Here is a 25,531-nt window from a genome sequence, read left to right as displayed (position 1 = left end):
GGCCCGGGTGCGCGAGGCGCTGAGCGCGCTCGGAGCACTCGCAGGCCTCGCAGGCCTCGCAGGCCTCGGGGCACGTCTCAGTGGAAGAAGTGACGCTCTCCCGTGAAGTACATGGTGACGCCCGCGGCCGTGGCGGCCGCGACGACCTCGTCGTCGCGGATCGAACCGCCGGGCTGGACGACGGCCCGGACACCGGCGTCGAGCAGCACCTGGAGTCCGTCGGCGAAGGGGAAGAACGCGTCGGACGCGGCCACCGACCCCGTCGCGCGCTCGCCGGCGCGATCGACGGCGAGGTGGCACGAGTCGACCCGGTTGACCTGCCCCATGCCGACGCCGACCGATGCGCCGCCGGAGGCGAGCAGGATCGCGTTCGACTTGACGGCGCGCGAGGCCTTCCAGGCGAACTCGAGATCGGCGCGCGTGGCCGCGTCGGCCTCGTCGCCGGCGACCAGCGTCCAGCCCTCTGACGAGAACCCGGTGAAGCCGTCGGCGTCCTGCACGAGGAGGCCGCCCGAGATCTGCTTGACCTCGCGGTCGTCGCGCGAGTAGTCGGCGGGCAGCGTCAGCAGACGGATGTTCTTCTTCGCACTGAGGATCTCGACGGCCTCGGGGTCGAAGCCGGGGGCGATGACCACCTCGGTGAAGATGTCGCGCACGGTCTCGGCCATGGCACGCGTGACGGGCCTGTTGGCGGCGATGACGCCCCCGAACGCCGACACGGGGTCGCAGGCGTGCGCCCGCCGGTGCGCGTCGGCGATGGCGTCGACGGCGCCCGGCGAGGCAACGGCGATGCCGCACGGGTTCGCGTGCTTGATGATCGCGACGGCCGGCTCGTCGAAGTCGTAGGCGGCCCGCAGCGCCGCGTCGGCGTCGACGTAGTTGTTGTACGACATCTCCTTGCCGTGCAGCTGCTCGGCCTGCGCGATGCCCTGCGCACCCGGCGTGGCGTAGATCGCGGCGGACTGGTGCGAGTTCTCGCCGTAGCGGAGGGTGTGCTGCAGCTCCGCCGAGACGGTGACCGTGGGGGCGAAGCCGACCCGCGCCTCCTCGGCTCCGTCTGTCGCGTCTGAGCTCGCAGAGTCGGCGTCGTGGCCGACGTTCGCGGCGAAGTAGGCCGCGACGGCCGTGTCGTACGAGGCCGTGTGGGCGAACGCCTCGCCCGCGAGACGCTGCCGCTGCAGGAGGGTCGTGCCACCGGATGCGAGCGCGTCGACGATCTGCGGGTAGTTCGACGGCGAGACGACGATCGCGACGTTCGCGTGGTTCTTCGCGGCGGCCCGCACCATCGCCGGCCCGCCGATGTCGACGTTCTCGATCACCGTGGGCACGTCGGCGCCCGAGGCGACCGTCTCGACGAACGGGTAGAGGTTCACGACGACGAGCTCGAACGCCGCGATGTCGAGTTCAGCGAGCTGCGCCTCGTGCGACTCGAGCCGCAGATCGGCGAGAATGCCCGCGTGCACGGCCGGGTGCAGGGTCTTGACCCGCCCGTCGAGCGACTCGGGGAACCCGGTCACGGCGCTGACGTCGGTGACCTCGTGCCCCGCGTCGCGGATGGTGGAGGCCGTCGAGCCGGTCGACACGATCTCGACGCCCGCGCCGGCGAGCGCCCCCGCCAGGTCGAGCAGGCCGCTCTTGTCGCTGACGCTGATGAGCGCCCGCCTGACGGGCACGGTGTCGCGGTCTCGGTAGAGGCTGGGGTCGATGGCGTGGCCGCTCATGCGGTGGACTCCTGTTCGAGGTCGATCGTTCCGTTGGCGATGTCGAGCACGGTCTGCACGAGCAGTTCGCGTTCGACGAGCTTGATGCGGTCGTGCAGCGACGACTCGTCGTCGCCGGGCAGCACCGGGATGCGCTGCTGAGCCAGGATCGGGCCGCTGTCGACGCCGTCGTCGACGACGATGACGCTCGCACCGGTCTGATCGACACCGGCGGCGAGGGCGTCGCGGACTCCGTGCGCCCCGGGGAACTCGGGCAGATAGGCGGGGTGCGTGTTGATCAGGTTCGGGGCGAGGGCCTTGACGACACGGGGCGGCACGAGTCGCATGAAGCCGCTCAGCACCACCAGGTCGGGCTGCCACTGCCGCACCTGCGAGAGCAGTTCGTCACCCCAGGCCTCGCGGTCGGCGAAGCTCGAGAACGGCACCGTGAAGGTCGGCACCCCGAAGTGGTCGGCGTGCTCGAACCCGTCGGCGTCGCGATCGGCCCCGACGGCGACGACGCGCGCCGGGTACTCGGCGTCGTGTGCGGCTTCGAGCAGTGCCCGGAGGTTCGATCCGCCACCGGAGATGAGCACCACGAGCTTCAGCACGCGGCAAGCCTAGCGTGGCGCCTCGCGGCACCTCGCGGCACCCCTCGACGCCCGGGTCGAACCCGGTGAGGGGTCAGCGGGTGATGCCGTCGATCCGGCCCGTGACGTCGGGGTCGTCGCCGCGGTCGGCGTCGCGGTCGGCGCTGTCGCGGTCGCGGGCGTCGCGGTCGCGGGCGTCGCGGTCGCGGGCGTCGCGGTCGCGGGCGTCGCGGTCGTCGTCACGCTCGTCTCTGCCGAGGTCGCGGTCGCGGTCGTCGCGCGGTGCCGCGATCCTCGAGTCGTCGTCGACGCCGACGGTCTCCGCCTCGGAGGATTCGCCTGGCGCCGACTCGGGCGCGAGGGTGCTCGTGCCGGTACCGATGCCGGTCGCCGTCGCCGCGCCTCCTGCGGACTCGCCGGGCCGTGGCGTGCCGAACTCGCGAGGTGCGCGCGCCGTCTCGTCTGCAGAGCGGCCCGCGGACCCGGCGCCGCGCGAGGACGCAGCGGACGCCGTCGCCCCCGGATCGCGTGCGACCCCCGAGGAGGCGCGGGTCGGCAGACCCCCGCCCGTCACGAACCGAGGCGGCGCCACGATCATGGCCAGGACGGCGGGTACGGCGACCTCGAGCGCGGTGAAGCCGCCGACCGCCCAGGGGTTCGGGCCGACGTCGACGAGGCGACCAGGCCCCGCCGACCCGGCGGACGCCCAGGCCGCCGCCCCGAGCGCGACACCCGCCACGACGCCGGCGGTCACCCCGACGAGCACTCGACGCAGGGTGTCGTCGACACCGGCTGCCGCTAGAGCAGCCTGCAGTCTCGGGCGCAGCAGGGTCATGACGACGTACGCGGCCACGACGGGCACGAGCAGCCCGACGAACGCGAAGGGCAGGTCGGCGGTCGGCAGCGCCCCGAAGAGCGGAAGAGCGGGCAGCGGACCCACGGAGGTGCCGAGGGGCGAGATGCCCGACCCGGTGCCGAGGGCGAACCCGGGGCCGACGAGCCACGAAGCGGCCCAGACCACGATGTTCGGCAGCAGGGCGAGCTGGCCGATCGTCAGCGCGAGGCCACCGAGCAGACCCCCGTGGGCGCCTTCGTACAACGTGATGATCTGCGCGAAGTGCGTGAGCAGCAGCAGGGCGACGACGACCGCCGCGCAGGCGACCACGACGGACGCGATGGCGACGCCGGCCCGCAGCCCCCCGGCTGCGACGATGCGGGCGACGAGCGGTGCGCGGACGACGAGGCGGGTGACGGAGGAGGCGATCGCGCCGGGGTCTTCTCCTCGACGACGGCGCGTGATCTCGGCCATCGCGAGCACGGGCACGGCGTAGACGAGCGGCGGCAGAACGACGGCCTGCCACAGCGACGGCGAGGCGAGCTCGTGTTGGGCGGTGGCGGCCAGACCCGTCGACAGCAGCGCGAAGGTGCCGATCGTCGTCAGCAGGCCGACGACCCGGTGCTCGGTCTCGGCGATGGCACGACCGGCGCGGATGCCGAAGACGACCGTCAGGGCCGAGAACCCGAGGGCCGCGATGGTCAGGTGGATGGGAGCGTCGGCCCCGGCGACCCCCGTGGCCTCGGCGGCGGCCCCGCCCAGTCTCAGGGTCACGTCGACCCCGTGCCCCACGAGCCAGGTGTCGATCGAGGCGCGCCAGAAGATGACCCAGTCGAGCTGCAGTCCGTACTGGAACGCCCAGAGCAGGCTGGTGATCGCGACCGGCAGCCCCACGCCGATGCCGACGACGAGCAGGGCTTCGAGCGCGGCGAAGGCGGCGGTTGCAGGGCGGTTCATCGAGGTCGACTGTACCGGCAGCCCCCGACGCTCTCCGAGCGCCTCGCCCTGAGCGACTCGCCCTGAGCGTCCGCCCTGGCCGGACGCCGAACGGGCGTGTCCGTCGACTCCGGGTCATGACGACCACCCGGTCTCGACGGACACGCCCGTTCAGGAGGCGCGGGTCGGCCCTACAGAGCCGCGTACACCTCGCGCAGGAGTGCGGCGGTCTCGCTCGGCGTCTTGCCGACCTTGACCCCGGCGGCCTCGAGGGCCTCCTTCTTCGCCTGAGCCGTGCCAGCCGAGCCGGACACGATGGCGCCGGCGTGACCCATGGTCTTTCCCTCCGGGGCGGTGAACCCGGCCACGTAGCCGACGACCGGCTTGGTGACGTGCGCCTTGATGTACTCGGCCGCCCGCTCTTCGGCGTCGCCGCCGATCTCGCCGATCATGACGATCGCCTTCGTGTCGGGGTCGGCCTCGAACGCCTCGAGGGCGTCGATGTGCGTCGTGCCGATGACGGGGTCGCCGCCGATGCCGATGGCGGTCGAGAAGCCCAGGTCGCGCAGCTCGAACATCATCTGGTACGTCAGGGTGCCCGACTTCGAGACGAGCCCGATGGGGCCTGCGCCCGAGATGGAGGCCGGGGTGATGCCGACGAGCGACTCACCGGGCGTGATGATGCCGGGGCAGTTCGGTCCGATGATGCGGGTCGCTCCGCCCTTCGACTTCGCCAGCGCCCAGAACTCGGCGGCGTCTTGCACGGGGATGCCCTCGGTGATGACGACCACGAGCGGCACGGCGGCCTCGATGGCCTCCACGACGGCGTCCTTGGCGAAGGCCGGGGGCACGAAGACGATCGAGACGTCGGCGCCGGTCTCGGCGACGGCCTCGGCCACGGTGCCGAACACGGGCAGCTCGACGTCGCCGTGCGTCACGGTGGTGCCGGCCTTGCGGGCGTTGACCCCGCCGACCACCTGGGTGCCGGCCTTGAGCATCAGAGCGGTGTGCTTCGTGCCCTCACCGCCGGTGATGCCCTGGACGATGACCTTGCTGTCTTTGTTGAGGAAGATCGACATTGTTCTGTTCAGTCCTTACTTCGAAGCCAGCTCGGCGGCCTTGTCGGCCGCCTCGTCCATGGTCGCGACGACGGTGACCAGCGGGTGCGCCGCCTCCGCCAGGATCCGTCGACCCTCGTCGACGTTGTTGCCGTCCAGGCGGACCACGAGCGGCTTGGTGGCCGTGTCGCCGAGGATGCCGAGGGCGGCGACGATGCCGTTGGCGACCGCGTCGCAGGCCGTGATGCCGCCGAAGACGTTGACGAAGACGCTCTTGACCTGGGCGTCGCCGAGGATGACGTCGAGGCCCGCGGCCATGACCTCGGCGCTCGCTCCGCCGCCGATGTCGAGGAAGTTCGCGGGCTTGACGCCGCCGTGCGCCTCGCCGGCGTAGGCGACGACGTCGAGGGTCGACATGACGAGACCGGCGCCGTTGCCGATGATGCCGACCTCGCCGTCGAGCTTCACGTAGTTGAGGCCGGCGGCCTTGGCTTTGGCCTCGAGGGGGTCGGCGGCGTCGGCGTCTTCGAGCTCGGCATGACCGGGGTGACGGAAGTCGGCGTTCTCGTCGATCGACACCTTGCCGTCGAGGGCGACGATGTCGCCCTGCTCGGTGAGCACGAGGGGGTTCACCTCGACGAGGGTCGCGTCTTCGCCCTCGTAGACGGCATAGAGCTTGACGAGCACGGGGGCGACCTTCTCGATCAGCTCGGCGGGGAACCCGCCGGCCTTCGCGATCTCGGTGGCCTTCGCCAGGTCGATGCCCGAGCGGGGGTCGACCTCGATGCGGGCCAGCGCGTCGGGCTTCTCGACGGCGAGCTGCTCGATCTCCATGCCGCCCTCGACGCTGCAGAGCGACAGGTACGAGCGGTTGGCCCGGTCGAGCAGCACCGAGAAGTAGAACTCCTGAGCGATCTGCGCGCCGCCGGCGATCATGACCCGCTTGACGACGTGGCCCTTGATGTCGAGCCCGAGGATGTCGCGCGCGGCGGCCTCGGCCTCGTCGGGGGTCTTGGCGACCTTGACGCCGCCGGCCTTGCCACGGCCACCCACCTTGACCTGCGCCTTGACGACGGTCACGCCGCCCAGCTTCTCGGACGCGGCCCGCGCCTCCTCAGGGGTGTCGGCCGTGATGCCGGGCAGCACGGGCACGCCGTACTGCTCGAACAGGTCTCTGGCCTGGTACTCGAAAAGATCCACGCTGTTCTTCCAATCCGCATCGCTGCGCCATTGCTTCGCTCGGTCGTGCCGACGTGTCGGCGGAGGCCGGTCACCACCTGGTCGAACGGTCTCGACGTCGTGGCGACGGGCCCCGGTCAGCCTAGCGCCGAGCCCTGACGGGCACGTGAACCGTCGGGCGACCTGTGAGCACCCGCCCGTCCGTCGCTCTGGGGAGGAGTAGACGGGAGTCCAGACACAAGACAGGAATGGAGCCGACGATGGCGAAAGAGAAGAACATCAAGACCCAGGAGCTGATCGGCGAGATCCTCACCGCGCGGCAGGTCGATCGACTCGGTGAGGGATTCCACGCCGACGTCGTCGATCACGACCCCGCCCCGGGCGCACCGGCCGGCGTCGAGGGCATCAAGGCCTTCTGGGGCGAGTTCTTCACGGCCTTCCCCGACGTCGACCTCGCGGTGGAGACCCTCGTCGCCGACGACGAGCACGTCACCGCCGTCTTCACGGTCTCGGGCACTCACACCGGTCCGTTCCAGGGTCACGAGCCGACGGGCCGGAGCTTCACCGTCCGCGGCATCCAGGTCGGCCGCTTCGACGACGACGGCATGCTCGTCGAGCGCTGGGGGGCCACCGACGAGGCGGGCCTGCAGCAGCAGCTCGGCCTCGCCTGACCACCGCCCCACCCGCATCCCGCGAACTCCCGAGAGGATCCATCATGAGCGACACCAGCAACCCCGCGGCTTCCGGCGAGAAGCCCTACGACCAGGCCGACGAGTTCGCCGAGTCCGAGCAGATCGCGACCAACGACGCCGTCGCCGGCGAGACGGTCTTCCCCGGCGTCGGCGAGGGCAATGACGGCCCGACCGGCGGCGCACCCCGCGAGGGATCGCCCGACGCGGCCGAGAACGATCTCGCCGACGAGGAGATCGATCTCGACGAGACCGACTGAGCACACCTCCTCAACCATCGGACGCCCCCGCCGCCATCGCGCGACGGGGGCGTCCGTCGTTCCACAGCCTCCCCACCCGCGCCCTCCCCCGTGAGGCTCGCCCCGTCGCGGTCCACAGGCCGAGGAGGCGCGGTGACGGCACGCCCGCCCCTCCCGTCATCGTCGTCCCATGACATCCACGAACGCCCCCTCGCGGGCCCCACGAAGACGACTTCCGACCGCCCTCCTGCTGGTGCTGAGCATCCTCGGCGCCACGCTGCTCGGCGCCCTGCCCGCCTCGGCGATCACCCCGACCGGACTGGGCACCGGCCATCTGTGGAACGGCGACCGGGCCTCGTGGCTCGGCACCTACCGGCTGCCCGACGGGCGTCAGGCGTTCTGCCTGGAGGCCGGCAAGTCGTCGCCGATCGGCAACGAGTACGTCACCGAGACGGGCGCCGACGTCTTCGGGGTGTCGACCGCCGATCACGCCCGCCTCGCCTACATCGCACGCACCTGGGCCGGCACGAGCGACCCGAACACGGCGGCCGCGGGGCAGTTGGCGGTCTGGACGATCACGGGGCTCAACGGGCACGACCAGCGCTACTACGCGGGGCGGGCGAACGACCAGTGGCCCGTGGTGCTGCAGCGGGCGAACGAGATGCTCGCCGAGGCGACCGCCGCCGCCTCGCGCTCGGTCGCCGGCACGGTGGCCCTCGACCTGCGTGACGACGGCACGGGCTCCGTCCGTGGCGACCTGACCGTCGACCGGGTGGCCGGAGGGCCGACCAGGCTCGGGCCCACGCACCGCGGCACGATCACGCTCGAGGGCGCCGTCTTCGCCGACGGCCGGCCGACGGCGACCCCGCGCAACGGCGAGACGCTGGCGTTCCGCACGACCGCCACGACCCCGGTCGTCACGGTGAAGGCGAAGGCGGAGTTCACCGGGCTCCCCTACGGGCGGATCATGACGGTCGGCAGCAGCGCCGTCGGCTCGCAGATGATCCTCTTCTCGGGCGGCACCTCGGTGGCCGCCGCGGGCAGAGCGTCGACCGAGTCGAGGTCGCCGCTGCCGTTCCAGCCCCGCGTGTCCACGATGACGAGCGATGCGGTCGCGGAGACGGGCACGGTTCTGACCGACCAGCTGACGCTCGCGGTCGAACCCGGCGACGGCCTCCTCGCCGAATGGGGGCGCTACGACGCGGGCGGTCGATGGGCGCCCGTCCCCATCACCGTCCGCAGCACGCTGATGGGCCCTTTCGCCGCGCCCGTCGTCGAGAGCGCCGAGTGGCCGGACGATGCGCCACGGGTCTGCGAGGTCGAACTCGTCATCACCGACGGGCCGGGCACCTACGACACACCGGGCTGCGAGCTGCCCTCGGGCGGCTACTACACGTGGGTCGAGACCATCGATCCGGCCGACACCCCGGCCGACGCCGGGCGCGACCGGCTGCGCCCGTGGCGGTCGGTCTTCGGGGCGGCCACCGAGACGACGCTCGTCCCGTGGTCGCCGACCATCGCCACCGAGGTCGTCGGTCCGCAGCAGGTGCTCACGGGCACCTGCGTGAGCGATGCGCTCCTCGTCTCGGGGATGAACCCCGCCGTGGAGACCTTCGACGTCGAGTCGTACCTCGTGGGTCCGTTCCCCATCGAGGAGGATCTGTCCGAGGGAGACGACGTCGGCCCGTTGACGGACCTCGACCCCACTCTGATCGCGGGCCGTGTCGTCACGACGATCGACGGCGACGGTCGGCACGAGTCGCCGTGCGTGTCGGTCGACGAACCCGGGACGTACGTGTTCGTCCTCACCTCGGCGGGTTCGATGCCCGACGAGTCGGGCCTGCAGGTCATCCCGGCCTTCGAGGACTCCCTCGTGTACGAGTCGGAGATGGTCTCGGTCGTCGCACCCGAGGTGCCCGAGGTCCCCGAGGAGCCGGTCACCCCGGCCGTCGTCGAGCCCGAACCGCAGCCGACCCCCGAGACGGAGCTGGCCTTCACCGGTGGCCCCGACGGCGTGCGGATCGCCGGTCTCGCCGCGGGGGTCGTGGGCACCGGACTGCTCCTGGTGCTGATCGCCCTCGTCGCGGGCCCTCTGCGTGGCCGGGCCCGGTCGCCCCTCGACCCCGATGGACTCCCCACGGTGGACGACGGACGATGACACCCTGCTGAGGTCGAGGGGCGGGCGCCCGGCCGCCCGCCCCTCGCCCCGCCCTCACGCTCCGACTCCGGCCGCAGCTCACCCGTCATCCCCACGGGACCCGGACCTGCAGCAGCTCGCCGGCGCCCAGGTTCACGACGGCGACACCGTGGCGCAGGCGAGCCGCGAGCGAGCTCTTCGGCAGTGCCGCGCCGATCACGTCGCCGTCCACCGCCTGCTGCGGGCTGAGCACGGCTCCGCAGCGGTTCCGTCTCACGTCGACCAGCCAGCCGGAGAACCCCGACCCCAGCTCGGACGACGCCCCCGCAACCACCAGCCCCTGACCCCGATCGGAGCACGACATGACGAACGACGACAGCCAGGCAGCAGCCGGCGCGTCGCGGAGCAGTTCGGCGTCGTCCACGACGAGCACCCGCCGAGGAGGCGCGGTGTCGAACCACGACGCCAGCTCCTCCTCCCGAGGGCGGGCCCCGGTCACGACGGCGAGCACCCGGTGACCGGTCTCGAGCTCGCGGAGCGGCGACGGCCTGGGCGCCACGACCACGACCTCCGCGCCGCCGTCGACCAGAGACCGCACCACCGACAGCAGCAGGGTGCTGCGCCCGCTGCGGCTCGGACCGCCGATCATGAAGGTCCCCGCGCCCGTCGCGAGATCGGGGCCGACTGCCTCGAGATCGTCACCGCCGACCCCGACGAGCGCGAACATGCCGTCGCCGTCGGCTGCGGTCGAGCCGTGTCGACGACGACTCATGGCGTCGTCGTAACGGAGCGGCCCCTCGAGCCTGTCGAGGCGGAACGGTCGTCGGCCCGAGCCCGAGGCCGCATCGCGGCTCGTCGCCTCCGCACCGATGCGTGTCAGGTCGTCGGCCTGGGCCTGCCCCGACGGGTCTCGACCGACGAGCGCGATCTGCAGCTCGACCCCGGTGCCGGCCACGACGCCTCTCCCGTCGGGCATCCGCTCCGGCATCCGTCGCATGTCGAGACCGGCGAGCGAGTAGTCGGAGGGGTCCGAGAGTCGGAGCACGATCTTGCGGTCGACGAGGGTGGAGAACCGTCCGGCGACGAGTTGACGATCACCGGTGACGATCACATGGATCCCCGCGCTCGCCCCCTCCCGCAGCAGCTGCGTGACCTGCTCGGTGAGCCTCCCGCCGTCGAGATCCCCGAGCCCGCCGGCGAAGCCCTCCCAGCGGTCGATCATCAGCACGATGTGCGGCAGCCGGTCGGACGGCTCGACCGCCCGGCGCTGCTCGACGACGCCGGCGTGCCCGCCGTCCGCCAGGACCTCCTGTCGCCGGAGGCACTCCCCGACGAGCCGCGAGAGGAGGCGCGCGGCTCGTTCGGTCTCGGCGCGTTGCACGATCGCGCCGACGTGCGGCAGCTTCAGCATCGGGAGCAGCGCCCCACTGCCGCAGTCCAGACCGTAGAGATGCACGTCGGCGGCCGACGACCCGGAGGCGACCGAGGCGGCGAGCGCCCTCAGCACCTGCGACCGGCCGGTCCGCGGTGCCCCGACGATGTAGAGGTGGCCGTCGTGCTCGAGGTCGAACGTGGCCGGTCGGCGAGCTTGACTCGACGGGTGGTCCTCGAGACCGAACGGGAACGCGGCGAGGCGACCGCCGGCCGTCGGAGCGACGGCGTGTGCGCGGCGGATCTCGTCGAGGGTGATGGTGTCGGGCAGCGCGTCGAGCCAGGGGCGGTGCGGATCAGGGCGCCCGAGCCGTTCGACGGCCTCGGCGATGGCGGCGACCAGCTGCACGAGGTCGGTCTCGTCCGCGTCGACGACCCGCGCCTCCTGCGGGGGTGTCGGCAGCGGGCCGCCGATCGACGACTCGGCGACGACGGCGCCCCAGAGAGGTCGGTCCGAGACCGTCGCGGCTCCGGGGGCTCGTCCGCCGACGCGGCCGGCCTGGAAAGGCAGCAGGGCTCCGGCCCCGAGTCGGGCGAATGCCCGCCCGGGGGTCGACTTCGAGATGCCGGCGGAGTCCCGGGCGTCGATGACGTCGGTGCTCTCGGCGTCGTCGGTCACGCGGAGGGCGATCCGCAGGTTGGTGTTGGCGCGGATGTCGCCGGTCACGACACCCGTCGGACGCTGCGTCGCGAGGATGAGGTGCACCCCGAGCGAGCGCCCCCGCTGGGCGATGTTCACGAGCCCCGTGACGAATTCCGGCAGCTCGCGGGCGAGGCTCGCGAACTCGTCGATCACGATGACCAGGCGCGGCAGCACGACGGGTCGCGCGCGCCTGTCTCGCACCTCCAGGTAGTCTTCGATGTCCTTCGCGCCGGCTTCGGCGAGCAGGTGCTCTCGTCGCAGCAGCTCGGCCCCGAGCGACTCGAGTGCCCGTTCGACGAGGTGGGGGTCGAGATCGGTGACCAGACCGACCGTGTGCGGCAGGGCCGCGAGGTCCCGGAAGGCCGCACCGCCCTTGTAGTCGACGAGCACGAACGTCATCGAGTCGGGCGTGTTCGACGACGCGAGCGACGCGACGATGCTCTGCAGCAGCTCGGACTTGCCCGACCCGGTCGTCCCCGCCACGAGTCCGTGCGGCCCGTCGGTGCGCAGGTCGAACGAGAAGCGTCCGTCGATCCCGTGGCCGACGACGACTTCGGTCGTGGGGGCTCGGGCGCTCCACCTCGCCTGGACCTTCGCCGCCGTCGGTTCGGTCAGGTCGAGGACGTCGAGGAGGCGCGATCGGGAGGGCAGACCGGCCGCGTCGTCCTCGTCCCCCACGTCGATCAGCGGGGCGAGGCCTCGGGCCACGGCGTCGGCCCATCCGACCGGCAGACGGTCGGGGCGCACACGCTCGACGACGGGGGCGCGGTCGACGGCGACCGTGTGGCCCGTCGGAGAGCAGGTGACCACGGCGAGGCACTCCTCGGGCAGCGACCGCGCGTCGGCGTCGAGGCAGATGGAGCGGATGCCCACCGCCGGTCCGTCGCGGAGCAGGGGGACGAGCCCGGGCAGGGTGCGGAGCCGCCGTGCGCCGTCGATGATGACGACGACGTCGGGGCCGGTGGCGACGGTCTGACGACCGGGGCCCTCCCGCTCGGCTCGGCGGCGGGCGTCGACGAGCTTGCCCAGGTCGGCGAGTCGGCGTGCCACACCCGCCGACTCGACCGCGAGGCGGATGGCCCGGTCTCCTCCCGGGTCGGTTCGCGCGTGCGGCACCCACCGCAGCCAGGCCCAGGCCTCGTGCCCCTCTGGGGCCGTGAGCACGACGATCTCGACGTCGCGGGGGCTCTGCAGCACGGCGAGCTGGGCGACGAACCAGGTGGCGAGTGAGCGGGTGTCGTCGGGTCGTCCGGCGAGGCCGACGACCCCGTGCTCGCCGAGTGCGATGCTCACGGGCACGTCGAGGGCCGGTCGCGACACGATCCGCCGGTGCTCCAGCTCGGCCGGGTCCTCGACAGTGACGCCGGAGGGCATGTCGGCGGTTCCGACCCGGAGGGCGAGGTGGTCGGCGTGACCGCGTCGCCTCTCCCACAGCCGGGAGCGGCGACGGATGGCGATGTCGAGGACCGTCGCCGGGTCGGGCGCGGTGAGCCGCCGGTGGGCCTCGACCTGTCGGACGGCGGCGGAGGCGTCGTCCGCGATCGCGGCCTTCGTCGCCTCGTGCTCGGCGAGTCGACGTCGATGCGAGGTGCGGCCGTTCCGGCGGTCGTAGAGGTAGTTGCCGACGAGCACGACCGGCGACATGAGCCCGAAGGCCAGGAAACCGAGATTGCCGAAGAGGCGCACCATGACCACGGCCATGATCAGGGGCGCGATGGCGGCGACGATGGGGAGCGGGCGACGTGCCGGGGGCTGTGGTTCTGGCGGGTAGCGGAACACCGTCGGCGGGTCGTCCGGCAGCAGTCGCGGTGGCCGGGCGTAGTCGACGTATCCGCCGCCGTCGGTCGGGCTGGTGGCCGCACGGGCGCCTCCCGCTCCCGACACCGCGAGCAGGGTCGCGCCGATCGTCACGATGCTGTTCTCGTCGAGGTCGGTGGGTGCAGTGATCCGACGCCGGTCGACGTACACGGACGCGAGCCCGTCGGTCTCGGCGCCGGTCGAGTCGCCGGCGCCTGTCACCGACGGGCGGTCGGCTGCGGACCGCGTCTCGTCGTCGGCGGTCGTGCTCGAACCGTCTTCCGCCGCCAGGGCCGGCGCGATGCTGAAGCGCCCCGCCCCGTCGAGTGTCAAGGCGGCCGCGAGAGGAGGCACGAGAGGGTCGTCGAGGACGACCGTCGACCCGCTGCCCCGCCCGATCACGACGACGCCGGGGTCGACGACGAAGACCGTGCCCGCCCCCGGTCCACCCACGATGCGGACGGTGGGCAGGTCGTCCGGTACCCGCGGGACGCTCGGCGGCGCTCCGAAGCTGATGACCGCGCCGTCGACGATCGCACCCTCCTCGACGGTGCGGCGCGGGTCGATCGACTCTCCGTCGACGTGGATGTGCTGCGTTTCGGCCGCGTGGACGCCGAGGTGGCTCGCGGCATGCCCGACGATCGCGGCCAAGGTGGTGCCTGGCTCCGCCTCCCAGACGAAGTCGGCGGTCTGCTGAGACGGTTCGTGTCTGACGGTGGCGCTGATCCTCACTGGGCGGGCACCACGCTGATGCCCTGGACGAAGTCGTCGCTGAACGGGACGAGCGTGCTGGTCTGCTCGGGAGGTCCGATGTGGAGGCTGACGCGGAGGTCGTAGGGCTCGACACGGAACGAGTACACGACGGCCGCCTCGAGTGCGCCCTCATGCTCGGCGAACCGGACTCCGCGCCATCCGTCACCGAGGTCGGGAGTCGAGAAGGCTTCGAGGTCGGGCGGCTCGATCTGGTCCAGATCGGTCTCGAGCACGAGTTGCCGCAACATGGTCTCCCGTTCTCCGTCGCAGAATCCGTACTGCACCCGGAGCGGCCCGGCCAGCTCGTCGATCGTCGGGGCGAACAGATAGTGCGATTCGCCCTCGCGAGGGATCTGCGCCAGATGCTCGAGGACCCGGCGCAGGTGCTTGAGGCCGGAACGGGTCACTGAAGCGGATCTCCCTCGAATGTCGTGGAGCGTGGCGTCGACCCACGACTGGGCTGTCGCATGCTCCTGGAAGGGCCAGCCCTGTGGCAGGGCGACCCAGAGCGAGGGGTCGTACCCCATGAGCACATCGTGGGTGTCGTCGTAGGTGTCGACGTCGGTCATCCCGGTTCTCCTTGCGGGTCGTGAGTCAGGGGGTGCGGCGTGCTGGTCACGCTGTGGCCCGGTCGGTGATGGTGCTGCCGGCTTCGTCGCGCCACCGGATGCTCTCGACGACCGCCGCCAGGAGGTCGGAGAGGGCATCTGCGATGCTCCCGTCGGGGTTTTCGGCGGCCTCGTGATCGTCGCTGCCCACGGTGGCGACGACGACGAAGAGATGCGAGGCGAGGCCGTGGATGCGGCTGAGCGTCGTCCTGCGGCGCAGGACTGCGACGGGTCTGTCGACGCGCGGTGGCGCGACCACGTCGCCGCCGTCAGTCCAGAAGACGGCCGGTTCGCCGGCGACCGCTGTGATCGATCCGCCGTGTCTGGCGGCCTGCGCCATCAGCGTGTCATCGGGGTCGGTGCCGGCGGGCACGTCCGCAACCCCGCATGTGATGGTGGCCGAGATGCGGGTGCCCGGCCAGGTGCCTGCGAGGACGTAGCTGTCGAGCAGCCGCAAGCCGCTCTGCGTCGAGGGGATGCCGTCGAGGATCGGGCGAGCCTGCCTTCGGAAGTCGCGCTCGTCGTCACCGACCAGCCCGAGCTGACCGACGACCTCGGCGAGAGCCGTGTCGGCTGACCACGACCCGCCCACATGGACGAATCCCGCCGGCAGAACGAGCGAATACGACCGCGCCGCGCCACTCACCGAGCGATGCACGAACGTCCGGCTCATGCCTCGACCGCCTGTTCACGCCGCCGCTCGGCCCGTTCCCGCACGCTGCGGACCACCGCCGCCGCGAACCCGACCACGGAGCACGCCCCCATGACCGCCGCGAAGTAGACGACGTAAGTCGGCCACCCCTCCGCATAGTCGAACAACATCGAATAGTGCACCAACGCGGCGGCGCTAGCTGCCCACAGAGAAGGCATCAGGACCGGATGCGCATTGATCGGCCCGTCCTTGGGACCGATGAATAGCAGAAGAAGACTGATCACGATCAACGCCGTGGGCAGCAGATAGATCCATCCCGGGAGGATAAAGGGAGGCCAATCAGGGGATGACTCGAAGTATCGCAGACCGTCCGGCCGCCTACCATCAAGCTTCCACTTCACGGAGATGAGAAGGTAGGAAAGGTAGATCCCCTGTGTGAGAACTACGGAACTCGGGGTCGCGAAGTACAGGATGATCTGAAAAGGAACCCATCTTGAAGGAAGTTCCCGCGAATCGAATGCGAGTGAATAGCGCCTCCTCACCAGGAGCCTCCCTCGATAGAGCGAGGACGGAGACCGTGCTTCAGGAAGTCGAAAGCCCCGAAACGATCAGTGGTGACGACACCGATGTCTGCGATCTGCCAGCCGCGCATGATCTTGAGCTTCGAAGTGATCGCGGCAATGACTACGGGATCGTCGACTATTCCAGGAACTCTCGAGGGTCTGATGAACCTCGACACTTGTGCCACAACCGGGTCTCCGAATGCGCGCACGAGGCTGCTGTTCATTGAGCCGGGTTCGGCACGCGCCCACATGCGCGCGACCCAGGTACTGGCCAATGGGGCATCCACTCCGCTCGCTCGAAGTTGACTCATCCGCGACGCCTTGAGGGCATTCGCGCTCTGCGTCACACCTTTGCCCAGTACGGCACCTGCGCCGAATGCAACCACCGAGAAGAGAGCGATCGCGACCTCGCCCCAAGTACCGGTGCCCGCCACAGCCTTGGCGAGCGTGATGACGAGGACGAGAGCTGCTGCTACCGCAACCAGCACGTTGACGCCAGGAATCAGTGGCGCGATGGCCATGAGCGCGAATCCGATCACACCCACGACGTCGATTACGTCCGAGATCCAGGCGTCGTTGTCTTCCATCCAGGTCTGGAAGCCGTCGTAGGCGACGCCGACGGCGCCGCCGATGTCGTCGAAGACCGAGTCGCGCAGACCGTCGCCGCTCACGCCGTCGAAACGCGAGATCGCGACGGTCGCCGCTGCCGCGACCTCGGCATGCGCCTCGTCGACCACCCGCCCCAGATCGATCACGCGCCTCCTCGCGTCGTCGCTTCTCGACCGGTGCAGCCGCTCTTGGTCTTCCAACCACTGCTTCGACAGCTCGTCGGGCTCGAGCATCGCCTCCCCGCGGAATCTCTCCGCCTGTCGATGATTGACCTCGTGGTCGTCGACCGCGGACTCGTACTGACGGAGAGCACGATCCGCGGACTCCTGCGCCACGGACAGCACCCGCGCATAGGCCACCAGAGCATCACCCGCGGCCTTGTAGCGCCCCTCCGCACGACCCATCTGCTCGGCGAGCACGCCCGCCTTCGCCAAGAACGCATCGACCGCGTCACTCGACGACCCGCCGTCGTCCAGCGCCCGCAGCGACCGTGCCGCCGACCGGATCGACTCGGCCGTCGATCCGAACCGGTCGGCCATCATCACGACCCGGCCCGCATCGCCCGACACCGGCGCCACAGGCATCGCCCACAACTCGCCCGACATCAGCGGCGCCCCGCCAGCTGGCCGGCCAGCTGGTTCTCGACCTCGGAGAAGCCGTCGGCCAACGCCCCGGCCGCACGCCCGAGGTCGCCGAGCGACTCGGAGAGGCCGCGCCTCACATCGTTCCATTCGGTTGAGAACAACCTCACGCGTTCTGCGAGGCCCGCGTGCCCGCAGGCGTCGGCGGCCTCGTCCGCCGAACCGTCTGCCGCCTCGAGCTCTCTCTTGATCACGGTCAGCGTCGAGAACAGAGCCTCGAGCGAACTCCCGCGAACCGTCAGGGTCGATCGCCCCATACCGGTCTCCTCTCGTCAGAGTGGCCGCCCCGGTCGTGTCGGGGCGGCCACGGGGTGGTCGGTCGGGTCAGCCCAGGCTGCTGGCGAGCTGCGCGTCGGTGCTCTCGAGGGCGTTGGCGGCGCTCTCGAGGAACCCGGCCAGACCCTCGAGCGCCGCGATCGTCGTCGTCGCGCCGGTCGTGAACTCGGAGTAGGTCGAGTCGAACGCCTTGGACGACTTGTCGGTCACGTAGCCCGACGAGACGAGGTTCGCGATCTGCGACTTGAGCTGCCCGAGCTGGTCTTCGATGGCCCGCTGGCCGTTGCGGAGCTGCGTGGACTGGGTACGGAGGTCGTCGTAGGTGACGGTGACGTTTGCCATGAGTGATCTCTCTCGGTCGGAGCCGCCCCGGCTGGGCGACGGACTCCAATATGTCACATAGGGTAAGTAGACCGTTTTGTTTTCCACAGAGGAGTCTCGAGTGCGACCCGGTCGAGGGAAGAACAAGAAGAGCAGAAGATCCCCGGTAGCGCCGCCCGACCTCCTCACCCCCGAGAGCGCGGCACGACTGCGCGAGCAGGGCCTGCTCTCGCGGGTCGTCCGATTGCCCTACCTACCGCCGGAGACGACGGCGATGCCGGGCCTCGCCCAGATCCCCTACACCGCGCCGGCAGCGGCACCCGCCACCGCCACCGCGGCCGCGCCCGCGCCCGCGCCCGCGTTCGCGACGAGCACAGCCGCCCGTCACCCCGTCGACGACCTCGACACGACGCTGCTCCGCCCCCGCCACCTCGACCTCGAGCTGCCCGACGGCTCGCGGGTGCAGATCGGAGGGCGACCGATCGTGATCGGGAGGCGTCCGACGGGGGCGACCCGCACCTCCTCGGCAGGCTCGACGATCCAGTCGCAGACGCACCCCGCGGCCGCGATGGACCCGACTCCGGGCGACCCGACGACGGGCCACCCGACCCAGCCGGAGACCGACCACGCCTCTCAGCCGGCGACCGACACGGCGACCGGCGACGAACTGGTCGCGATCGACGACCCGACGCGATCGATCTCCCGTCGCCACCTCCGCGTCATGGCCCGCCCCGACGGGTCGGTCTGGGCGGAGGACCTCGACTCGGGCAACGGCACGCTCGTCGAGCGGGGCGGCGAGAGCGTGTCGGCGCTGATCCCGGCGGTGCCGGTGAAGATCGTCAGTCGCGATGTGCTCGTGCTGGGCGAGCACCGCATCCGTGTCGTCCGCCGACCGCCCGGCCCTCTGCCCCAGACCTCGACCCGAGGGTCGGCGGACTCGGCGGTGATCAGACCTTCGTGATCGGCGCGACCTTGATCAGCAGCTTCTTGCGGCCCGCCGAGTCGAACAGCACCTCGGCGATTCGGCGAGCGCCGACCCCGGTGACCGCCATGACGCGACCCTCGCCGAAGTCGATGTGCGAGATGCGGTCGCCCGTCTCGAGCTCGAGGTCACCGTTGTCGCGCACCGTGCCCGTCACCCGATTGGCCCACTCGGTCTTCGGCTTCGTCTTCGAGGCAGCCGTCGCCCGGTCGTAGCTGCCGCCGCCGTACCCGCCGGAAGCGCGGGGCGTGCCCCCGAGACCGCCCCCGCCGCCTGCACCCTCGCGTCGCGCATTGAGCGCCCGCGGCTGCGTGCCGCCGCGACCGTTCGCCATGCCGGGCGACTGCTTCCAGTCGATGAGCTCGGCGGGGATCTCTTGCAGATAACGCGACGGCATCGCCACGTTGACCTCGCCGAACTGCGCGCGGGTCATCGCCAGCGAGATGAACAGCTTCTGCCGCGCCCGCGTGATGCCCACGTAGAACAGACGCCGCTCTTCGGCCGGCCCGCCCGGCTCGCTCGCCGACATGCGGTGCGGCAGGAGGTCCTCTTCGACACCGGTGAGGAACACCGCCTCGTACTCGAGCCCCTTCGCGGTGTGCAGCGTCATCAGCGACACCGTGCCGCTCGTGTCGTCGAGGTCGTCGGCCGCCGCGACGAGGGTGACCTCGGTGAGGAAGTCGAGCAGCGTGCCGTCGGGGTTGTTCTTCTGGAACTCTTTCGTGACCGCCACGAGCTCGTCGATGTTCTCGGCCCGGGCCTCGTCTTGCGGGTCGCGGGAGGCGCGCAGCACCTCGACCAGACCGCTGCCCTCGATGAGCGCCGTGAGGATCTCGTGCACCGGGGCCGTCGCCGCGGTCTTCTGCACCTCGTCGAGCAGGGTCGCCAGCCCGCGGATCGCCCCGGTGACCTTCGGGCCGAGCCCGAGCTGGTCGGCGTTGCGCATCGCGTCGCGGAGCGGAGTCGGAGCCTCGGCCGCGTTCGTGTCGGCCCACCGCTGCAACGCGGTCTCGGTCGCCGGACCGATGCCGCGCTTGGGCACGTTCATGATGCGACGCAGCGCCATCGGATCGGCGGGGTTCGCGACCGAGATCAGGTACGCCATCGCGTCTTTGATCTCGGCGCGCTCGTAGAACTTCGTGCCGCCGAGCACCCGGTAGGGGATGGCCGATCGGATGAAGATCTCTTCGAGCGCTCGCGTCTGCGAGTTGGTGCGGTAGAACACGGCGACGTCTTTGTAGGCCGTGCCCGCCTCGTGCAGCGCCGCGATCTCGTCGGCGACGAACTGCGCCTCGTCGTGACCGGTGTACCCGGTGAAGCCGACGATCTTCTCACCCGCCCCCACCGTGGTGAACAGGCTCTTGGCCTGACGGTCGAAGTTGTTGGCGATGACGGCGTTCGCCGCGTCGAGGATGTTCTGGGTCGAGCGGTAGTTCTGCTCGAGCAGGATGACCTTCGAGTTGGGGAAGTCGCGCTCGAACTCGACGATGTTGCGGATGTCGGCGCCGCGGAACGCGTAGATCGACTGGTCGCTGTCGCCGACCACCGTCAACGACGCCCCGGGGATCCGCCCGCTGCCGTCGCGCATCGTCTGCACGAACTGCCCGCCGCGCTCGAGCTCGTCGACCAGCTCGGGATCGACCGGCCGGGTCAGCTCGCGGATCAGCGCGTACTGGGCGTGGTTCGTGTCTTGGTACTCGTCGACCAGGATGTGCCGGAACCGACGCTGATACGTCGCCGCCACGTGCGGGAACGCCCGGAACAGGAACACCGTCTGCGCGATGAGGTCGTCGAAGTCGAAGGCGTTCGCCCGCTGCAGCTCGCGGGTGTACTGGCGGAAGATCTCGAGGAACATGACGTCTTGCGGGTCGCCCGCGTTGACCTGGCGCGCGTAGGTCTCGACGTCGGTCAGCTCGTTCTTCAGCTTCGAGATCTTACCGGACGCCTGGCTGACGGTGAACCCGAGGGTGTCGGCGTCGAGCTGCTTGAGGATGCGCTTGAGCAGGGCCCGCGAGTCGGCCGAGTCGTAGATCGTGAACGACTTCGTGAAGCCGAACTGCTCGGCCTCGCGCCGCAGGATGCGCACGCACGCCGAGTGGAACGTCGAGATCCACATGCCCTCGCCGGCCTGCCCGACCAGGTGGGCGACGCGCTCGCGCATCTCGGCCGCGGCCTTGTTGGTGAACGTGATGGCGAGGATCTGACTCGGCCAGGCCTCGCGCGACGCGATCAGCCCGGCGATGCGGCGGGTCAGCACGCTCGTCTTGCCCGAGCCCGCGCCGGCCACGATCAGCAGCGACTGCCCGCGGTACTCGACCGCCTCTTTCTGCTGGGGGTTGAGCCCGGCCGTCAAGGGGTCGCCGGCGGCACCGGTGGGGTCTGAGGGGTCGAGCACGATCGTCATGTCCGGGTCAGTCTAAACGGGGCCACCGACAGTGGGGCCGAGGAGGTGCGGTGCAGGTGGACGGGCACCGCGCCTCCTCGGCTCCCCGGCGTCGGTCGGCCGCTCAGAGTGCGTCGCGGACGGCGATCGCGAGCTCGGGCTGGTCGGCGAAGACCCCGTCGAGACCGAGGGTCATCAGGGCGCGGAACTCGTCGGCGTGGTGCCCCTGGGCCGCACGCCCGCCCGGACCCCGGTGCGCCTTCGACAGGAACGCGTTCTCGGCCCGCAGCGTCCAGGCGAAGACCTGCAGCCCCGCGGCGTGCGCCCGGTCGACGACCCGCGGGTCGGTCGTCCCGTCGGCGTCGATCAGGGTCGTCTTGTCGAGGCTGATGCCGTGCAGGCCGTCGGCGGCGAGGCCCGCGAGCGACGGCTCGTCGAGCTGCTCGGCGTAGGTCGGCGCGGCCGAGCCCAGACTCGCGACGAGGTCGGCCGCCGCCCCGCGCTTCTCGAGCAGGTAGACGTAGCGCGCGCCGACGCCCCGGGCCCGCACCTGGTCGAGCACGGTCCGCTCGAAGCTCTCGATCGTGAGGCGCTCGTCGCTCGCCCAGCCCGCCGCCTGCAGCTCATCGGCCACGAGGGCGTCGAGCGGCAGCCCGATCGACTCGAAGTAGGCGGCGTGCTTGATCTCGGCGACCAGCCCGACCGGCCGGCCGGCGGCATCGAGGAGGCGCAGCAGATCGGGCAGGCGGAGCATGCCTCCCGTCCCGTCGTGCTCGGCGCTGCGCGGACGCAACTCGGGCAGCCGCTCGCGCACGGTCAGGGTCGAGAGCTCGGCCCAGGTGAGATCCTCGGTGAACCAGCCCGTGACGTCGGCGCCCTCGATGCGCTTCGTCGTGCGGCGATCCGCGAACTCGGGGCGGTCGGCGACGTCGGTCGTGCCCGAGATCTCGTTCTCGTGCCGGAGGACGAGCACTCCGTCGCGACTGGCCACGATGTCGGGCTCGATCGCATCGGCTCCGAGCTCGACGGCCAGGCGGTACGCGGCCTCGGAGTGCTCGGGGCGGTAGCCGCTGGCTCCGCGGTGGGCGATGACGAGCGGGACGGGGGTCACGCGGCCACGGTAGCGCGCCTCCCTCGACGTCCCGGTCGCTTCCGACCGCCGCCGCGTGAACGGTGCACGAACTGCATGTTCGCTCGGCGCGAATACGGCTCTCATCAGGCGTATCCCCAGCCATCCGAGACAAACCAACCGTTACGGTTGACCAACGGTCGACGAGTCCCTCGGCGGCCGACACGATCACCAAGACAAGGATCCTGATGGCATTCTCGAATCCCGGCTTCAGTCAGTCGCCGGCCTTCTCTGAGAAGGGCGCTGCCGTGATCCGGCAGCAGCAGGCCGGCGCCGCTGCTGGCCAGCGCCCCGTCGAGTACGACGGCATGACCGCCGAGCAGCTGCAGAACCTCTACACGCAGCCCTCGGCCGGCCCGTCGCAGACCGACCGCATGACCTACGAAGACACCATCACGAAGACGCTCCTCGCCTTCGCGGTCGTGCTCGTCGGCGCCGCAGTGGGCTGGTTCGTCCCGGCGCTCGCGATCGTCGGCGCCATCGCCGGCTTCGTGCTCGCGCTGGTCAACATCTTCAAGAAGAAGCCGTCGGCCGGTCTCGTGCTCGCCTACTCGGCCGCCCAGGGTCTCTTCGTCGGTGGCATCTCGGTGATCTTCGAGAACCAGTTCGACGGCATCGTCACCCAGGCGCTGCTCGGCACGGCCGCCGTGTTCACCGTCACCCTGCTGCTCTTCAAGAGCGGCAAGGTGCGCGCGTCGAAGCGCGCCACCAAGATCTTCATGATCGGAATGGTCAGCTACGGCCTCTTCTCGCTGCTCAACCTCGGTCTCATGGCCTTCGGTGCGAACAACAACCCGTGGGGTCTCCGCGGCGGCGAGATCTTCGGCATCCCGATCGGGTTCCTCATCGGCATCGTCGTCATCCTGATGGCCGCGTACTCGCTGGTGCTCGACTTCGACCAGATCAAGACGGGCGTCGAGCGCGGCGCCCCGCGCATCTACGGCTGGTCGGCCGCCTTCGGCATCGTCATGACCGTGATCTGGCTCTACGTCGAGATCCTGCGCATGCTCGCGATCCTGCGGGGCAACGACTAGGCGACACGGCTGCACCCACGGCGGGGCTCGTTCCGAGAGGAACGGGCCCCGCTTTCGCGTGCGTCGTGCGCGTACGCGCGGGGCTCGCGTGTGGCGCTCACCCCCGTGATCGAGTGGTCAGAAGATGTCCTTCCGGGGCCCTCGAAGAGCATCTCCTGACCATTCGAGCAGAGCGGCACGCCCGCCCCGGCACGGGACGCGCCACGGGGCGACACGGAAGACGCCCCTCACGCGAACGCGAGGGGCGTCTCCGGGCCGGTCGACTCGACCGGTCAGACCACGAGAGCGACGTCGCGCGTCACTCCCACTCGATGGTGCCCGGCGGCTTCGACGTGACGTCGAGCACGACGCGGTTGACCCCGTCGACCTCGTTCGTGATGCGGTTCGAGATGCGGGCCAGCACGTCGTACGGCAGGCGGGTCCAGTCGGCCGTCATCGCGTCTTCGGACGACACGGGGCGCAGCACGATCGGGTGACCGTAGGTGCGGCCGTCGCCCTGCACGCCCACCGAGCGGACGTCGGCGAGCAGCACCACGGGGCACTGCCAGATCTCGTCATCCAGGCCGGCGGCGGTCAGCTCGGCGCGGGCGATCGCATCGGCTGCGCGGAGCAGCTCGAGACGCTCGTGCGTCACCTCGCCGACGATGCGGATGCCGAGACCGGGCCCGGGGAACGGCTGGCGACCGACGATGACCTCGGGCAGACCGAGCTCGCGGCCGATGGCGCGGACCTCGTCTTTGAACAGCGTGCGCAGCGGCTCGACGAGCTCGAACTGCAGGTCTTCGGGGAGGCCGCCGACGTTGTGGTGACTCTTGATGTTGGCCGTACCCGTGCCTCCACCGCTCTCGACCACGTCGGGGTAGAGCGTGCCCTGCACGAGGAACTTCACGTCGGACTCGCCCTCGGCCGCCGCCTCGAGCACGAGCGCCTCGGCCGCGCCCTCGAAGCTGCGGATGAACTCGCGGCCGATGATCTTGCGCTTCTGCTCGGGGTCGGTGACCCCGGCCAGCGCGTCGAGGAACTGCTGCTCGGCGTCGACCGTGACGAGACGCACACCGGTCGAGGCGACGTAATCCTCTTCGACCTGACGACGCTCGTCGGCACGGAGCAGACCGTGGTCGACGAACACGCAGATCAGCTGGTCGCCGACGGCCTCGTGCACGATCGCCGCGGCCACGGCCGAGTCGACCCCGCCCGACAGCCCGCAGATGACGCGCGAGGTGCCGACCTGCGCACGGATGCGCTCGATCTGCTCGGCGATGACGTTGCCGCTGTTCCAGTCGGCGGGGATGCCCGCGGCCCGGTGCAGGAAGTTCTCGAGCACGGCCTGACCGAACGACGAGTGCTTGACCTCGGGGTGCCACTGCACGCCGTAGAGCTTGCGGGCGTCGCTGGAGAACGCCGCGACCGGGGTCGAGGCGCTCGAGGCGAGCACGTCGAAGCCCTCGGGGGCCTTCGAGACCGAGTCGCCGTGGCTCATCCACGTGGTCTGCTCGAGCGGCTGACCCGAGAGCAGCGTGCTCTCGCCCGGCACGAGGGTGACGTCGGTCGCGCCGTACTCGCGCTGACCCGTCTGCGAGACCTCGCCGCCGAGCGCCTTCGCCATGGCCTGGAACCCGTAGCAGATGCCCAGCACGGGCACGTCGAGGTCGAGGATCGCGGGGTCGAGACCCGGTGCGCCCTCTTCGTACACGCTCGACGGGCCACCGCTCAGGACGATGCCCACGGGGTTCTTCGCCGCGATCTCGGCGGCGGTGATCGTGTGCGGCACGATCTCGGAGTAGACGTTGGCCTCGCGCACGCGTCGGGCGATCAGCTGCGCGTACTGCGCACCGAAGTCGACGACGAGCACGGGGCTCTGGGCGGTCTCGGTGGCTTCTGTCACGCGGATGCTCCCTGGGGCTTCGGGGTGGTCTGATCGGGCCTGGCCGCCTTGTCGGCGACGAGAGCGGCGTGCTCACGCAGCGCCAGCTTGGTCATGTGGCTCTCGACGAAGAACGAGAGCAGGGGCACGACGCCGCCGAGCGCGATGATGAGGAACCGCGAGAACGGCCACCGCATCAGGCTCCAGAGACGGAAGTCGGCGAAGAGGTAGACGACGTAGAGCCAGCCGTGGGCGATGAGGATCGCCGTCGACAGGTTGAACCCGGTCGTGATGGAGCCCTCGGGCACCAGGAACCCGCCCTCGCCGCCGAGCTGCATCTCGAGCTGGAGGGGCGTGTACTTGAACACCATCTCGAAGATGAGCAGCAGGAGCATCACACCGGTGATGTACGCCGAGACGCGGTAGAACTTGACCGCACCCGGGATCTTCGGGATGTCGCGTTGCCGGGGCTTGGGAGGCAT

At 70.8% G+C, this 25,531-nt stretch carries 21 protein-coding genes; 5 read left to right on the top strand and 16 right to left on the bottom strand.

The genetic code is table 11. From position 1 onward, the window contains the following. Positions 1 to 77: 77 nt before the first annotated feature. From purH to sucC, 5 genes are all read right to left on the bottom strand, one after another. Positions 78 to 1,721, bottom strand: a complete 1,644-nt coding sequence (purH, locus tag IFT51_RS10865; RefSeq protein WP_192061092.1) for a bifunctional phosphoribosylaminoimidazolecarboxamide formyltransferase/IMP cyclohydrolase — start codon at positions 1,719 to 1,721, stop codon at positions 78 to 80. Next, positions 1,718 to 2,311, bottom strand: coding sequence for a phosphoribosylglycinamide formyltransferase (purN, locus tag IFT51_RS10860; RefSeq protein WP_192061091.1), 594 nt, complete (start codon positions 2,309 to 2,311; stop codon positions 1,718 to 1,720). Before purN ends, purH begins: the two co-directional genes overlap by 4 nt. A gap of 73 nt (positions 2,312 to 2,384) precedes the next feature. Then, positions 2,385 to 4,082: a DUF6350 family protein gene (locus IFT51_RS10855; protein WP_192061090.1), complete on the bottom strand. Its 1,698-nt coding sequence runs from the start codon at positions 4,080 to 4,082 to the stop codon at positions 2,385 to 2,387. Between the two features lie 170 nt (positions 4,083 to 4,252). After that, positions 4,253 to 5,140: a succinate--CoA ligase subunit alpha gene (gene sucD, locus IFT51_RS10850; RefSeq protein WP_192061089.1), complete on the bottom strand. Its 888-nt coding sequence runs from the start codon at positions 5,138 to 5,140 to the stop codon at positions 4,253 to 4,255. Between the two features lie 15 nt (positions 5,141 to 5,155). Then, positions 5,156 to 6,319, bottom strand: a complete 1,164-nt coding sequence (gene sucC / locus IFT51_RS10845) for an ADP-forming succinate--CoA ligase subunit beta (RefSeq protein WP_192061088.1) — start codon at positions 6,317 to 6,319, stop codon at positions 5,156 to 5,158. 239 nt (positions 6,320 to 6,558) lie between these two features. Here sucC and IFT51_RS10840 point away from each other — a divergent pair, with 239 nt between their 5' ends. From IFT51_RS10840 to IFT51_RS10830, 3 genes are all read left to right on the top strand, one after another. Then, positions 6,559 to 6,969: an ester cyclase gene (locus IFT51_RS10840; protein WP_192061087.1), complete on the top strand. Its 411-nt coding sequence runs from the start codon at positions 6,559 to 6,561 to the stop codon at positions 6,967 to 6,969. A gap of 44 nt (positions 6,970 to 7,013) precedes the next feature. Then, positions 7,014 to 7,247, top strand: a complete 234-nt coding sequence (locus IFT51_RS10835) for a hypothetical protein (protein ID WP_192061086.1) — start codon at positions 7,014 to 7,016, stop codon at positions 7,245 to 7,247. Positions 7,248 to 7,416: 169 nt separating this feature from the next. After that, positions 7,417 to 9,384: a thioester domain-containing protein gene (locus IFT51_RS10830; RefSeq protein ID WP_192061085.1), complete on the top strand. Its 1,968-nt coding sequence runs from the start codon at positions 7,417 to 7,419 to the stop codon at positions 9,382 to 9,384. A gap of 85 nt (positions 9,385 to 9,469) precedes the next feature. Here IFT51_RS10830 and IFT51_RS10825 read toward each other — a convergent pair whose 3' ends face one another. The 7 genes from IFT51_RS10825 to IFT51_RS10795 form a co-directional block, all read right to left on the bottom strand. Continuing rightward, positions 9,470 to 13,885 carry an FtsK/SpoIIIE domain-containing protein gene (locus IFT51_RS10825; RefSeq protein WP_192061084.1) on the bottom strand — a complete coding sequence of 1,472 codons (4,416 nt, stop codon included), beginning with the start codon at positions 13,883 to 13,885 and terminating at the stop codon, positions 9,470 to 9,472. Between the two features lie 77 nt (positions 13,886 to 13,962). Then, a complete protein-coding gene (locus IFT51_RS10820) occupies positions 13,963 to 14,556 on the bottom strand; it encodes a hypothetical protein (RefSeq protein WP_192061083.1) in 594 nt (197 codons plus the stop codon). 46 nt (positions 14,557 to 14,602) lie between these two features. Beyond that, the gene (locus IFT51_RS10815; RefSeq protein ID WP_192061082.1) at positions 14,603 to 15,268 is read right to left on the bottom strand and encodes a hypothetical protein; all 666 of its coding nucleotides are present in this window, start codon (positions 15,266 to 15,268) and stop codon (positions 14,603 to 14,605) included. Further along, positions 15,265 to 15,648, bottom strand: a complete 384-nt coding sequence (locus tag IFT51_RS10810) for a hypothetical protein (RefSeq protein WP_192061081.1) — start codon at positions 15,646 to 15,648, stop codon at positions 15,265 to 15,267. The genes IFT51_RS10815 and IFT51_RS10810 overlap by 4 nt, the downstream gene beginning before the upstream one ends. A 137-nt stretch (positions 15,649 to 15,785) precedes the next feature. Continuing rightward, positions 15,786 to 17,024 carry a putative T7SS-secreted protein gene (locus tag IFT51_RS10805; protein ID WP_192061080.1) on the bottom strand — a complete coding sequence of 413 codons (1,239 nt, stop codon included), beginning with the start codon at positions 17,022 to 17,024 and terminating at the stop codon, positions 15,786 to 15,788. Next, complete coding sequence (locus tag IFT51_RS10800) at positions 17,024 to 17,317, bottom strand: hypothetical protein (RefSeq protein ID WP_192061079.1); 294 nt, start codon at positions 17,315 to 17,317, stop codon at positions 17,024 to 17,026. Before IFT51_RS10800 ends, IFT51_RS10805 begins: the two co-directional genes overlap by 1 nt. A gap of 67 nt (positions 17,318 to 17,384) precedes the next feature. Continuing rightward, positions 17,385 to 17,678: a WXG100 family type VII secretion target gene (locus IFT51_RS10795; protein ID WP_192061078.1), complete on the bottom strand. Its 294-nt coding sequence runs from the start codon at positions 17,676 to 17,678 to the stop codon at positions 17,385 to 17,387. 100 nt (positions 17,679 to 17,778) lie between these two features. Here IFT51_RS10795 and IFT51_RS15625 point away from each other — a divergent pair, with 100 nt between their 5' ends. Continuing rightward, the gene (locus tag IFT51_RS15625) at positions 17,779 to 18,618 is read left to right on the top strand and encodes an FHA domain-containing protein (protein WP_192061077.1); all 840 of its coding nucleotides are present in this window, start codon (positions 17,779 to 17,781) and stop codon (positions 18,616 to 18,618) included. On the opposite strand, the gene IFT51_RS10785 is transcribed toward IFT51_RS15625, so the two are convergent. Then, positions 18,605 to 21,043: an ATP-dependent helicase gene (locus tag IFT51_RS10785; protein ID WP_192061076.1), complete on the bottom strand. Its 2,439-nt coding sequence runs from the start codon at positions 21,041 to 21,043 to the stop codon at positions 18,605 to 18,607. The two genes, IFT51_RS15625 and IFT51_RS10785, sit on opposite strands and share 14 nt — an antisense overlap. Positions 21,044 to 21,146: 103 nt before the next feature. Next, complete coding sequence (locus IFT51_RS10780; protein ID WP_371740759.1) at positions 21,147 to 22,133, bottom strand: glycerophosphodiester phosphodiesterase family protein; 987 nt, start codon at positions 22,131 to 22,133, stop codon at positions 21,147 to 21,149. A gap of 206 nt (positions 22,134 to 22,339) precedes the next feature. On the opposite strand from IFT51_RS10780, the gene IFT51_RS10775 reads away from it, so the two are divergent. Beyond that, positions 22,340 to 23,185 carry a Bax inhibitor-1/YccA family protein gene (locus IFT51_RS10775; RefSeq protein ID WP_192061074.1) on the top strand — a complete coding sequence of 282 codons (846 nt, stop codon included), beginning with the start codon at positions 22,340 to 22,342 and terminating at the stop codon, positions 23,183 to 23,185. Positions 23,186 to 23,483: 298 nt separating this feature from the next. Here IFT51_RS10775 and guaA read toward each other — a convergent pair whose 3' ends face one another. Next, entirely contained in the window at positions 23,484 to 25,070 is a 1,587-nt protein-coding gene (gene guaA, locus IFT51_RS10770) for a glutamine-hydrolyzing GMP synthase (RefSeq protein ID WP_192061073.1), read from the bottom strand. Then, positions 25,067 to 25,531 (bottom strand): DUF3817 domain-containing protein, encoded by a 465-nt coding sequence (locus IFT51_RS10765; protein ID WP_192061072.1) that lies wholly within the window; start codon positions 25,529 to 25,531, stop codon positions 25,067 to 25,069. The genes guaA and IFT51_RS10765 overlap by 4 nt, the downstream gene beginning before the upstream one ends.

This window comes from Frigoribacterium sp. CFBP 13712 (assembly GCF_014842255.1).
Taxonomy (GTDB): Bacteria; Actinomycetota; Actinomycetes; order Actinomycetales; family Microbacteriaceae; genus Frigoribacterium.
This window is presented reverse-complemented; position numbering and strand designations above follow the sequence as displayed.